9 protein-coding genes are annotated in these 12591 nt (G+C 59.2%); 5 read left to right on the top strand and 4 right to left on the bottom strand.

The annotated features are described in order from the left end of the window. Positions 1-4: 4 nt before the first annotated feature. Both R3C19_03030 and R3C19_03025 read right to left on the bottom strand, forming a co-directional pair. Positions 5-919: a DUF58 domain-containing protein gene (locus R3C19_03030; protein ID MEZ6059316.1), complete on the bottom strand. Its 915-nt coding sequence runs from the start codon at positions 917-919 to the stop codon at positions 5-7. 214 nt (positions 920-1133) lie between these two features. After that, the gene (locus tag R3C19_03025) at positions 1134-2153 is read right to left on the bottom strand and encodes a MoxR family ATPase (GenBank protein ID MEZ6059315.1); all 1020 of its coding nucleotides are present in this window, start codon (positions 2151-2153) and stop codon (positions 1134-1136) included. Between the two features lie 191 nt (positions 2154-2344). Between R3C19_03025 and R3C19_03020 the strand changes: the two genes are divergently transcribed. Beyond that, entirely contained in the window at positions 2345-4723 is a 2379-nt protein-coding gene (locus R3C19_03020) for a VCBS repeat-containing protein (GenBank protein MEZ6059314.1), read from the top strand. A 284-nt stretch (positions 4724-5007) separates the two neighbouring features. Here the strand turns inward: R3C19_03020 and R3C19_03015 are convergent, their stop codons facing one another. Next, the gene (locus tag R3C19_03015) at positions 5008-6003 is read right to left on the bottom strand and encodes a sugar phosphate isomerase/epimerase (protein ID MEZ6059313.1); all 996 of its coding nucleotides are present in this window, start codon (positions 6001-6003) and stop codon (positions 5008-5010) included. A gap of 231 nt (positions 6004-6234) precedes the next feature. Here R3C19_03015 and R3C19_03010 point away from each other — a divergent pair, with 231 nt between their 5' ends. Together R3C19_03010 and R3C19_03005 are read left to right on the top strand one after the other, a co-directional pair. After that, complete coding sequence (locus R3C19_03010; protein MEZ6059312.1) at positions 6235-7950, top strand: hypothetical protein; 1716 nt, start codon at positions 6235-6237, stop codon at positions 7948-7950. Between the two features lie 261 nt (positions 7951-8211). Then, positions 8212-10116, top strand: a complete 1905-nt coding sequence (locus tag R3C19_03005; protein ID MEZ6059311.1) for an ABC transporter permease subunit — start codon at positions 8212-8214, stop codon at positions 10114-10116. A 90-nt stretch (positions 10117-10206) separates the two neighbouring features. Here the strand turns inward: R3C19_03005 and R3C19_03000 are convergent, their stop codons facing one another. Next, positions 10207-10611 carry a hypothetical protein gene (locus tag R3C19_03000; protein MEZ6059310.1) on the bottom strand — a complete coding sequence of 135 codons (405 nt, stop codon included), beginning with the start codon at positions 10609-10611 and terminating at the stop codon, positions 10207-10209. 116 nt (positions 10612-10727) lie between these two features. On the opposite strand from R3C19_03000, the gene R3C19_02995 reads away from it, so the two are divergent. Next, on the top strand, positions 10728-12017 hold the full coding sequence (locus R3C19_02995; protein MEZ6059309.1) for a metallophosphoesterase: 1290 nt from the start codon (positions 10728-10730) through the stop codon (positions 12015-12017). Next, positions 12017-12454: a universal stress protein gene (locus tag R3C19_02990; protein MEZ6059308.1), complete on the top strand. Its 438-nt coding sequence runs from the start codon at positions 12017-12019 to the stop codon at positions 12452-12454. Before R3C19_02995 ends, R3C19_02990 begins: the two co-directional genes overlap by 1 nt. Positions 12455-12591: the final 137 nt, after the last annotated feature.

The following is a 12591-nucleotide window of genomic DNA, read 5'->3' as shown; positions in this document are numbered from 1 at the left end:
CGAATCACCCCGACCTTTCCACCAGAAAACTACTTAGCACCTGAATCCACGGCTGTGACAGCGACACTCGCCGATAGTCACAGCCTGTCGCCAGCGCGAACGTGCGGATCACGGACAGATGGTCGGCGAACGCTCGTTCGTACTCGGTGCGAATATCCGCCGGAGAACAATCGACGCGGCCTTCACCTTCCAGTCCCTCGAAACGAAACGCGGCTCCTTCCGGCAGACGCTCTTCGTCCGGATGAACCAGATGCAGCAGGATGACTTCGAACTGGCGATGGCGAAACAGCCTCAGCACGGCAAACGTGTCTTCCGCGTCGTCGATCAGAAAGTCGCTGACGACCAACAGCACGCCACGCGATTTCGTGCGTTCGAACAGTGATCGCAGGCCGGGAGCCAGCCGGGTCGATTCGCGGGTTGCGATGGATGCGATCGCGTCCTGCACGCGAGCCACATGAGTCGGCGCGCCGCCGGGCGGGATGGCTTCGAGCAGATCATCGGCCAGCACCGCGATTCCGACATGATCCTGAGCGCCGGCGATGACGTGAGAAAAACCGGTGGCCAGGAATTGAGCGTACTCCAGCTTGGAATTCTGCGTGGTGGAGTCGCCGTCAGCCCCGAATAGCATCGACCGGCTGGCATCGATCGCCAGAGTGCAGGACAGGTTCGTTTCGTCCTGATACAGCCGGACGTACGACTTGCCGGTGCGGGCGTAAACTTTCCAGTCCATCCGCCGCAGATCTTCGCCGGGAGAGTATTCGCGGTAATCGACGAACTCCCCGGCACCGCCCTTTTGCCGCGACGCATGCCGACCGCTGTACGTGCCTTCGATGCGGTGCTTCGTCGTGAACCGCATGCGTTCCAGCGACGACAGTGCCTGCAGATCGAGAAAACGGCTGGTGGTGGAGGTGATGGCCATGTTACTCAACAATCGCGTACCACATCCTGCGTGCAGCAAGTTGTGCGGCGCAGCCGTTGGAAAGCTGGCTTGTGCGAAGTGAAATCAGGAATCGTTCGTTGTCAGTTTCAGTATGGTTCAGAAGCGTTTTCCGACCGCTTCGCGGCACAGCTTTCCTCAACGGCAAGCTGTGCTACCCGGCAGATGCACGGGAAGGCATTTTTTTCCGATTAGCTCACCATCGTGTGCTTTCCTGCAGCAGGCGTTCGATGATAGTGTCGCTGGTGACGCCGTCGCCGATGGCGCGGTGGTTCAGCACCATGCGATGGCGCAGAACGGGAGACGCCAGTGAACGGATATCGTCGACCGTCGGAGCCGTGCGGCCGTGCAGCAGCGCTTTGGCTTTGGCCGCCAGTACCAGATTCTGCGATCCCCGCGGACCGGCTCCCCAGGCAAGGTAGTCCCTGGCAAGCTGTGACGACGTAACTTCGTTGGACCGCGTGGCGCCGCAAAGCCGCACCGCGAACTCCGCCACACTGACGGGAATTGGCACGGCTGAAACCAGTTCGCGAAGCTTCAGAAATGTTTCCCGGTCGAATGCAGCCTCGGGAAGTCGGGTGTCGTGACCGGCGGTTTTCATCACGATCTCAACTTCCTGCTTCGGGTCCGGATAACCGATCTGAATTTCCATCATGAATCGGTCGAGCTGCGCTTCGGGCAGCGGATATGTGCCTTCCTGTTCAATTGGATTCTGCGTGGCGATGACGATGAAGGGTTCTTCCAGCAGATGCGTTTCTCCGCCGACGGTAACGTGCCGTTCGGCCATGGCTTCCAGCATCGCTGACTGTGTCTTCGGCGCCGCCCGGTTGATTTCGTCGGCCAGCACCAGGTTCGCGAACACGGGGCCTTTGCGAAACGTCAGGCTGGGCGACCCGTCGTCGGCGGGCCTTCCGAGCAGTTCGTAGCCGGTGATGTCGGACGGCATCAGGTCCGGCGTGAACTGAACTCGCGCGAACTTCCAGTGAAACGCGGCGGCCAGAGCCTTCACCATCAAAGTCTTCGCCAGCCCGGGAACGCCGACCAGCAATGCGTGCGAACCGGTCAGGGCACACGTCAGCAGCAGGTCGAGCGTTTCGTCCTGTCCGACGACGGTGCGGTGCAGTTGCTCGCGAATTTCGCTGACGCGATTCGCAAAATGCTGAATCTGTTCTTCCGCCAGATCTGTGTTGCCCGAAGGCGCCGCAGCGTTACTCATCGGCCCGATTCTCCCGTGGGGAACTGCGACAGGACAGAACGTCAACGCAGCCATCCTACGGACGGATCAATCGAAATGGCAAGTGACGGGCGGATTTGACGGCTTGCATCCGGCGCGGCGCGTTCCAAGAATACCGGGTCGCGCGGACGACTCGTCCGGCGGTTTCCCGCGTTTCATGGAAGGCGTTGCTCGTGATAAATCGAACTCCCCCAATGCAGGCCGCCCGGCTGCTGCTAATTGCCGTATCGATTGCGGCCGCGATCGTGTCGATTGAGAACTCCGGAAGCTGCGCGGCGCATGCCGAGGAGCTTTCTGAGAAGTCCAATGACCTGGCTCAGTTCTACGGGTTTTCCGGCGTCGAGCTGTTCAAGCTGGATGAGCGGGCGTTTAACCTGGCCGCCGGAGATTTCGACAGCGACGGGCTGACGGACATCCTGCTGGTTGATAATCGGTCCAGCAGCATTCGATTGCTGCGGCAGCAGACCGATGCCGAACAGGCCAGCCGGAAATCGGGCAGCGACGTCAATGATCTGGTCTCCGACTGGCGGTTCGATATTCGCCAGATCTCCGTCGACAAGCCCATCGCCGGAATGGCAACCGCCGACTTCAACAGCGACGGCCGCGAAGATGTGGCGTACATCGGCGTGCCGGATCAGCTTGTCGTGAAATACCAGCCGGAACCCGGCAAGGAAGAATGGACCGAACGCTGGTCCATCCGGCTTCCCGAACTGACGCCGACGTCCTGGATGATTTCCGCAGGTGACCTGAACGGCGACAAGCGCGCCGATATCGTCGTCCTTGGTGAGTCGGTCACGTACGTGGTCTACCAGGACGACGAAGGCAAGATGAAGGCTCCCGAACATCTGATCAACACGTCGCCACAACTTAGCATGATTCAGGTGGCTGACATCGACGGTGATGGCCGCAGCGACATGTGCTACATGGCGAATGAAGGTTCCGAGCGAGGTCTGTGTGCTCGCCTGCAGACGGCCGACGGCCGGCTGGGGCCGGAAGTCTGCTTCGATCTGCAGCAGCCCCGTTCTGTCACTCTGCATGACGTCGATCAACTGCCCGGTAAGGAAGTGCTGACGATCGATGCCCGCACCGGCCGGGTTCTGGTTTCGAAGCTGAAACGGTCGACAACGGACAACAACGAACTGCCCGCCCGGCTTGTGCAATACGGGATCGGCAAGGCAACCAGCAGCCGCGGTCGAGCCGTCGCGGTGGGTGACATCAACGGCGACGGTCTGACGGACGCCGTCGTTACCGATCCGGAGAACGCTCAGGTGCTGGTCTATCGGCAGAACGGAATCGACGGACTCGACACTGCGGAGATCTTCCCCGGCCTGCTGGGCGCGACCGATGTCGCTATCATGGACGCCGACGGCGACGGTTCGAATGAAGTGATCCTGATGAGCGAAAAGGAAGCCGCCATCGCTGTCAGCCGCTTCGAAAACGGACGGCTGACCTTTCCACAGGCGGTGGCCCGGCCCGAAGCAGGATTCGAACTGGCCGCCATCGAAGCCCTGGGAAACCGCCTGGCAGTCGTGACGAAGAAAGGTTCCGGTAACCGGGCCGAAGTCAGGCTGCAGCAGTTCCAGGTGAATTCAGACTCCGTGTGGGAGCCCGTCGGGTTGCGTGAGCCGCAGAGTCTGCCTTCCGGAACGCTGGGCAGCCGCGGCATCGATCTGCTGTCGATGGACGTCAACGGTGATCAGCAGGACGACCTGCTGCTGATTCCCAACGGCTCGAACGGCGACGGTCTGCGAGTTCTGTTCAGCGGTGACGAGCATACGTTGACGGAAGCTGAAGGCGTCCGTCCGCTGGATCTGGGGACCTCTTCCGGAGGCTCGCTGTTTGTCGACGGAAGCTCGCTGCTGGTGTCGCGGGATTCCTTCGCACGGGCGATGACATTCGGTGACGAAGGCTGGAAGGTCGCCGATCAGTTTAATGCCGGCGAATCGAAAGCTCGCATCGAAGGAGTCGCCGCGCTGAATCTGGATAACGAAGACGGCAACGAAATCGTGCTGGTGGATTCGGGAATCCGGAAGCTGCGAGTTCTCAAATCAACGTCAGGTTTGTACCGACCGTGGAAGGAAGTGGAGCTCGGGTCGCTGCGGCTGATTTCCGTTCACGTCGCCGATCTGAACGGCGATCACAAGGATGATCTGCTGCTGTTCGGGAATGAACAGTTCAGCGTGCTGTATTCCGGACGAGTCGATTCGACACTGGAAGAAATCGCTTCCTGGGAATCCGATCGCGATGACGCGTACCCGGCCGATATCATTGCCGGCGACCTCAACGGCGACAACGCGATTGACCTGACGACGATCGATACAAGTTTCGACGGCGTTGAAATTCTGCGGTTCGACGAATCCAGAGGTCTTGAGCCGGCCACGCACTTCCGCGTCTTCGAAGAAAAGCGGCTGGTGTCCGAATCCGACTCCCGCGGTACGGAACCGCGCGAAGGACTGGTGGCGGATGTGACCGGCGACGGTCGCGGTGACCTGATTCTGCTGTGCCACGACCGCCTGGTGCTGTACCCGCAGGATGACGGCGCAACGCCATAGAACCCGGCGTGCGAGTAGTGCCCAACCTGAGCCGCTCCCCTCGTCATTCCCGCGCAGGCAGGAACCCGGCACGCCCCGTCATTCCCGCGCAGGCGGGAACCCAGTGCAGCCACCACACGATGTTCAACCACTTTGATGCGGGGAAGTCTTCCGCGCAACTCGCATGCTGCGGGCGGCCAGCCCACCCGTTTTTTCTGCCGGATGCAGACAAATCTTCCTTTCCCGCTCCGCGGGCGAGGGGGAACGAGGCGTGACGCTCGCGCAGAAACTGAACGCAATTACGTTTAATCGCCGAACGCTGCGTCGAAGGCTCGACCGGATGGTTCGAAGTCGACGTTTTTGCAGTACTGAGCGGCTTCGGCGGCGCCGTGTTCGCGGTCCATGCCGCTGTCTTCCCATTCGACAGAAAGCGGGCCGTTGTATCCGACGGCGTTCAGGGCTCGGATGATTTCTTCAAACCGAACCGCTCCGCGTCCCACGCTGCGGAAGTCCCAGCCGCGGCGAGCGTCACCGAACGACAGGTGGCTGGAAAGAATCCCGCTGCGGCCGTTCAGAGTCGTCGAAGCATCCTTCATATGCACGTGATAGATGCGATCCGGGAAATAGCGAATGAATTCCACCGGGTCGACTCCCTGCCAGATCAGGTGGCTGGGATCAAAATTGAAGCCGAACTCTTCGCGATGATTCAGAGCCTGCAGAGTTCGTTCGGCGGAAAAGATGTCGAATGCGATCTCACCGGGATGGACTTCCAGGCCGAACTTCACGCCGCATTCCTGAAACACATCCAGAATCGGATTCCATCGTTCCGCCAGCAGCTCGTAACCGGCGTCGATCATGCTGCGCGGGATCGGCGGGAAATCGTAGACCATGTGCCAGATGCTGGATCCGGTGAAGCCATTCACCACGCTGACTCCCAGTTTCTGAGCAGCACGGGCCGTCTGCTTCATTTCCTCGATGGCCCGTTCATTCACGCCGGCCGGGTTGCCGTCGCCCCAGACATAGCCCGGCAGAATCGCCTTGTGCCGGGCGTCGATGTTGTCCAGAACGGCCTGCCCGACAAGGTGGTTGGAAATCGAAAACAGCTTCAGTTCAAACTTATCGAGCAGATCCCGCTTCTTCTGGCAATAACTGTCGTCGGACATGGCCTTGTCGACTTCAAAGTGATCTCCCCAGCAGGCCAGTTCCAGGCCGTCGTAGCCGAATTCCTTCGCTTTTCGGCAAAGTTGTTCGAGTGGCAGGTCTGCCCACTGGCCGGTAAACAGAGTCACAGGTCGAGCCATGAATTCACCTCTTATCTCTTAACTTCTCAAAAGCTGTCCGTTGAAGAATACCGGAACAAGTGCGGACAGAACCCTGCCCGATCGGCGACAGACGGTAAGAATCCGTTTCTGCAATGTCAAACGCAGCGTGAGGTTGCGACGGATGCGGGAAGTCGTGTTTCGAGCAATCGACGCGGCTGGTATCCTTGGGTGGAAAGAAGTGTCCGAATTGAGGGTTTCGGGAGTCCATTGGTGAAGTCCACGCTGAAAAACAGCGCTGCGGTCAGAGCGGTGGTGGTCCCGGGATTCTGCCTGCCGCGCATGCAGCGTCGCTCGGCAATCGGTGTGGTCGCGATGTTCATCGCCGTTACAGCGTGCGTCGTGGCAGCCGCGGACGATGATCGGAACTCCACGGTCGATCGGCGGCGCAGCCAGCTTCAGGAACAGCATCAGGAGATCCTCCGGAATCTCCGGTTCGACCTGACGAATCTCAGCCAGCAGTGCTTCGATCGGGGGCAGACTCAGGCCGCGGCGGACGTCACGGCAATATCGCTTCAGTTGACGACCGACAGTCCGCAGGAATCCGAATCTCTGCCCAGGATGATGCGGCTTCCCGTGAATCCCGCGCTGCCGCCGGAAGAAAAACTCTGGCGGGAACGATTGCATGCCATCCGCGAGGATTACGCGGCCGATTTCTACCGGCTGGCCCGGGCTGCTCTGCGCGCGGAGCTGCCGTCGCTGGCATACGCATGGGTCCAGGATGTGATCCGAATTGACCCGGACCACCGGCACGCACGAATGATCCTCGGACAGCAGGCCTTTCGTGACCGTTCCCGGCAGGACGATCCGACATACGCGGGAGAATGGGTGTCGCCGTTCGAAGCTCGCATGCGCAGCGGAAGCCGGCCGCATGTGTTCGATTCACGCTTCGGCTGGATTCCGCAGGCACATCTTCAGCGCTATGAGGACGGCGAACGGCCGTGGGGCCGAAACTGGGTTTCCGTCGAAAAGGAAGCCGAGCTGCGCCGCAACTTTCGAGATGCGTGGGAAATCGAATCCGAACACTTCCTGGTAAAGACCAATACCAGCCGGGAAGAAGGCGTACAGCTTTCGCTGAAACTGGAGACGTTCGATTCGTGGGTTCAGACCCACTTTGCCGCCTTCTTTGACACTCCTCAGGCGCTGGAAGAACGCTTTGAACAGGCTTCACCGCGCCGCCGCGCGTCTGATGACGATCAGCGAATGACCGTTCACTACTACGCTCTGCAATCCGAATACAACGAAGCCGTGCGCGACAAGATTCCAGCGAACCTGGTGACCAACGGCTTGTATTGGGAACCGAACCAGACGTCCTATTTCTATCGCAGCGGAGATCTGACCACGTTGTTTCACGAAGGGACGCATCAGGTCCTGGACATCCATACGCTGGATGATCGACGAACCGCGGCTCGCCTGAAGGCAAGAATGCTCGGTTCCCGAAACCCGACGGCGTGGACTCTGTGCGAGAACTCGAACTTCTGGGTGATCGAAGGACCGGCCTGCTATTTCGAATCCTTTCAGATTCATGAGAACGGCGCGACTGTCGGTGACCCGGCGAACCCCCGGTTTGTTGCCGCCATCCATCGTTTGCTGGCTCCGACTCCCGAAGCAAAGTTCTATCTGCCGCTGCAGGAATTCTGCTCGCTGGGAAAGGACAGTTTCCAAAACCATCCCAACGTTGCCCAGTTGTATTCGCAGGCATCCGGTGTCACACATTTCCTGATGCACTACGACGACGGACGCTACCGCGACGATCTTGTCAGACTGCTGTCCGCCGTCTACCGTCCGAATCTGAAGGATCTGTCGCACGAACCGTCTCTGGAAGAAATCACGGGTGTCCGCTTCGAAGTCCTCGATCAGCAGTACCGCGACCACATGGAGACACTCGCGATTCAGTTGCGGGAACGCGCCGAAAAAAACGCGAAATAGCACTCCCGCGGACTCAGCAAAGGCCTCCGTCGATCGGACGGACCACGTTCCCCGCGCTTATTGGCTTCGGCGAATTCGTCTGACAGCGCCGGCGATGACACCTGGGGCGTCGAAAAGCGGTGATTCCGGCAAACAAATTCTGATTCGCGCCGAATCACTCGCGGAGGTCAGCCGGACAGCGCTCCTGATTTGGTGCGGTACGTCGGCTGAATTGCAGTTCGGGCATACGGTTTCGTCGCACAGCGGACAGGTTGGACATTGATGGCCGTCTGGAATTTCGTGTCGCGAATTGAACTGCCGCTGCTGAAGCGTGAGCTGATCGAAGCGGCTCAGCGGCGCCGCACGTACATTCTGCGCGTCGCCGTTCTGGCGGTGTTCGCTTTGTTCTTTCTGGTGACGTTCGCCAGCCTTGCACATCGCATCCGAAGTCCGCTGCGGATGATGGGATCCGGTCGTGAACTGACGGAAGTTCTGTTTGCCGTTATGGCCAGTGCGCTGTACGCCCTGCTTCCGGCGATGGCCTGTTCGTCGATTACATCGGAGAAGGAAAAGCAAACGCTCGGGCTGTTGCTGACTTCCCGGCTGACGCCGGCAATCATCGTGCTGGAAAAGATTGCCTCGCGAGTCATGCCGATGCTGTCGCTGATCGTCGTCGCGGCGCCGCTTTTGGGTGTTGCCTACCTGATGGGAGGCGTGTCGTTTTCAATGACCGCAATCGGCCTGCTGATCCTGGTGTTTATTGCAATTCACATCACGGCGATCGCCGTTTGCTGCTCGGCTCTCCTGGAAAGCAGCCTCGCCGCGTTTTGGGCCACGTACGGTGTGTTGCTGACGCTGAGCTTTGGATGGCCGGTGTTGATCGGTCGCGGGCCCTTTTCCGGTCTGCCGGACAACGAATTGTTCCTGGCAGCGTTCTATCCCCTGGCTCTGTTGCTGGATGCTGGCAGAGATGCGGGTACGGTGATGCTGTTTACGATTCCGGCCAATATCGTGACTCTGATCGCGATCGTTGTGGCACGTGTGGGATTAGTGCGTTACAGCTTCGGTCAGCCGCTGCCCGTGAAGAAGTGGCTGCTGAATACCATTCGTGTGCTAAAGCGGGCACTGAAAAAAGTGCTGGCGTCCCTGCCGCTGGCGCATCCGCTGCATCGGTTCATTCCCGACGATGCGCAGCGTGAGTCGAAATCCGATCTCCCTGATCTCGATCCCGTTGCGTGGCGCGAACGGCGGCGGTCCATAATCCATCGAAGGAGCACCGTTGCGGGATTTGTCGGGCTGCAAATACTCGTCCAGTGGTGTTGGTTTGCAGCCAGTAGTTGGATTCCGTATCGGACAGAGGAAATCAGCGCCATTGTCAGCATCGGGCTGCTGATTATCGCATTGCTGATTGTCATGGGGTACGGCTGTCGGTCATTCGCCGGCGAACGTGAAAAGCAGACGCTGGATTCACTGCTGACGATGCCTCTTCGGAATCGCGATCTTCTCCGTCAGAAGCTGGCCGGAGTCAATCGCCTGTCATGGCTGCTTCTGTTCCCGATCGCCGTGGCGGGAGTCATGAATCTGGCATTCACGAACGGGCTGATGAAGTACTGGGTCGAAATTGGAATTATGCCACGCGCCGTGTTCAGCAATATTCCCCGGGCTCCGGTGACGGCAGTACCCGGTGTGTCCTGGTTGACGCACACGATGTCGGCCACCCGGTTTCTGTTCGCAGCGGCCGCGACGGCGTTTGTCTATATGCACTTCGTGAAGTGGATTTCCGTCTGGTTCGGCCTGAGATTTCAGTCGCAGATGAAGGCAATGCTGGGCAGTCTGCTGACGGTCATTGCTCTGTGCATTGTGCCGGCACTGATCGCCGCGCTGATCATGATTTCCATGGATAAGAATCCGGACGACTTTCCGATCTTCTGCTTCATGAGTCCCGCGATTATCCCCTGCTTTAATGAGATCCACGAACTGCACATGGTCTTTCGGCGAAGCTGGTTTCCGGATTCGGAGTGGCTTGTGGTGCTCACGAATCTCGCGGCCTACGGGTCTTTGGTTCTGGCGCTACGGTGGTACGTGCTGCGGAACCTTCACAACCTGATGAACCGCTCGGACGCGGTCGTGTGCGACCGGGGCCGCCCGCGTGAGATCATTCCGGAAGTTGTACCGGAAGCCGTGTAGTCCGATCGATTGCAGGTAATACGCCAAAAAAATGCCCGGTAACTCAGGCGAGGTACCGGGCATCAGATTTTGATTTGTAACTCGGCTTGATCAGTTTTTCACGGACGCGTTCTTGAAGCCGGCTTTCGAAAGAGCGGCGACTGCCTCGTCGAGACTGAAGCCTTCGCTGACGTTCACGATGACGCGGCGGTCGTCAATGACGCCTTCTTCCTTCTGCGGCACCAACTCCACAGACGTGACCCCTGGCTGTTCTTCCAGAGTCTCCTTGACGGTCGGGTAACATGCGAACGGACATTCCATCGTCGGGACTTCCAGCGTGACCGGTGTGTATTCGCCATCGCTGTTTGCTGCCGCGATCGGTTGAATTTCAGCGCCGGCCCCGGATTCGACGCCGACAGGCTGCTCTTGCGAAGTCTGCGAGACTGTCACTCCGGATTCTGTCCCGCAACCAATGAAAAACAGGCTTAGAAGGCAAATAGTGCTGGTGATTCTCATGACATTCTCCTGTACAAAGCGTCTCTGCAAAACGGTTGAGCATTTTCAGATTTGTATCCGGCAAAGCTTATACATCTCCCCACGGACGGTCCAGAGGCAGCAGGACAGCTTCGGCAATGAATCACGTGATCGGGATCGGAATTCTCGGGTTGGCCGTCGTCGGCAACGCGACCTGGTGGATCATAATGGTCAACCGCCAGCATTCCCGCGCGCTGCCGGAATGGCGATTAACGGCGTATCGAGCCCTGCACGATGCCGGCGTGGTGCTGTTCCCGATTCTGATACTGTGGAAAAGCGGGTTCGGGAAGACTGGCCTGCTGACTGGAGGAACGTTTGACCAGCAGCCTGACTGGATCCGCGCCTTATTGGTGCTGACGATGGCGGGAACAATACCGTTCGTTCTTGGCATTCTGCGGTGGCAGCTTCGCCGGTCGCCCAGCGCGCTGGTTCGGCAGGAATCTCGATTTATCGACGTTTGCCGTGATGCGGCGACGGATGCTTCGCGTTCTGAGATCTGCGGTAACCGGTCTCGATTCCTGGTCGCCGTTCCGGGAAACGAAATTTGCCGCCTTGAAGTCAACGAGAAGCACATCGATCTCGCCGTGGCGACGCCGCGGCCACTCGTCAGGAATCGTGAATCAGGCAGGTCCGGCACGTCCGCCGCGGAATCGATGTCGTCGCTGAACATTGCTCATTTTTCCGACATGCATCTCATCGGTTGTCCCGGTCGCGGCTACTTCGATTTCGTGGCTGAACGACTTTGTGAAATGCGGCCGGACGTATTCTTATTCAGCGGCGACCTGCTGGACGACATGGCAACGATGTCATGGGCCACCGATTTCTTTGCGAAGCTGTCGGCGGTGGCTCCCGGTTTTTTTGTGCTGGGAAATCACGACTGGCGGCAGGATCACGAAGCCATCCGCGCGGCCATTTCGCAGACCGGCTGGGTGAGTCTTGCGGGGCGGTTGGAACACTGTCTGCTGGGAGGAACGTCGGTCCTGCTGGCCGGTACGGAAAGACCGTGGATGGGTTCGTCACCGGTTGTCCCGTCTCGCAGCAATGAGTCGCTGAGAATTCTGGTGAGCCATTCGCCGGACGAGCGCGATTTTGCGATTCAGAACGACTTTGATCTGATGCTGGCGGGTCACAATCACGGCGGTCAGATCAAGCTTCCGGTCGTCGGTCCGGTGTATTCGCCCAGCCGTCATGGTGTTCGCTATTCCTGCGGGATTTTTGAACATCGGGGCATGATATTTCACGTGTCTCGGGGAGTGGGTTCGAAGGACCCCGTGCGGTGGAATTGTCACCCGGAAATTACACTGCTGCGGGTGACCGGATTTGGACCGTCGCATCGTGCCCGGACCACCGACCGGAATTCGCGAATGCAGACGACAAAGGTCAAGTAATGCCCTGGAAGCCCACAGCTCCCGTCGTTGTACCGGTTGACTTTTCTCCGATGTCGTCCAAGGCGCTGGCTGTCGCGGCCGACGCGGTGGAGGATCTGTCGCAGCTCTATGTCGTCCACGTGGCGAAGCACCTGGACCACATCTCCATCGAACTGACCGGCGACGCCCACGGGGCCGAGTCAATCAGGTCGATCCGCCAGCACCTGAGTGATCTTGTGCAGCAGCATGGTCTGTCCGAAGCACACCAGATCGTTCTTGAAGGCCGCGCCGGACACGAAATTGCTTCGTACGCGGACCGGATCAGTGCCGGGCTGATCGTGATTCCGTCGCACGGTTATCACGGTGCCAAACGGATGCTGCTGGGTTCCGTGGCGGAACAGGTCATTCGCCACGCTCATTGTCCGGTGCTGGTTGTGCGGCGGACCGATGCTGAATAGATGCCTTACCGGACCGCATTCGGCGGCTCGCCGGCTTACTCAGGGCAATTTTCGTTCAGGATTGATCGACCGGACCACGTCGATACAATGCCGCGTCTTTCCTTTCGCGGGCTCAGCGGTTGAGCCTCAGTTTTTGC

This window comes from Planctomycetaceae bacterium, from assembly GCA_041398785.1.
In the GTDB taxonomy this organism is placed as follows: Bacteria; Planctomycetota; Planctomycetia; order Planctomycetales; family Planctomycetaceae; genus JAWKUA01.
The sequence above is the reverse complement of the archived record's forward strand: the minus strand, read 5'-3'. Positions and strand labels throughout refer to the sequence as shown.

Coding starts and splice junctions, on each gene's coding strand:
- R3C19_03025 (MEZ6059315.1), bottom strand. CDS start 2,153: ATGAGTAACGCTGCGGCGCCTTCGGGCAACACAGATCTGGCGGAAGAA.
- R3C19_03000 (MEZ6059310.1), bottom strand. CDS start 10,611: ATGAGAATCACCAGCACTATTTGCCTTCTAAGCCTGTTTTTCATTGGT.
- R3C19_02990 (MEZ6059308.1), top strand. CDS start 12,017: ATGCCCTGGAAGCCCACAGCTCCCGTCGTTGTACCGGTTGACTTTTCT.
- R3C19_03015 (MEZ6059313.1), bottom strand. CDS start 6,003: ATGGCTCGACCTGTGACTCTGTTTACCGGCCAGTGGGCAGACCTGCCA.
- R3C19_03005 (MEZ6059311.1), top strand. CDS start 8,212: ATGGCCGTCTGGAATTTCGTGTCGCGAATTGAACTGCCGCTGCTGAAG.
- R3C19_03030 (MEZ6059316.1), bottom strand. CDS start 919: ATGGCCATCACCTCCACCACCAGCCGTTTTCTCGATCTGCAGGCACTG.
- R3C19_02995 (MEZ6059309.1), top strand. CDS start 10,728: ATGAATCACGTGATCGGGATCGGAATTCTCGGGTTGGCCGTCGTCGGC.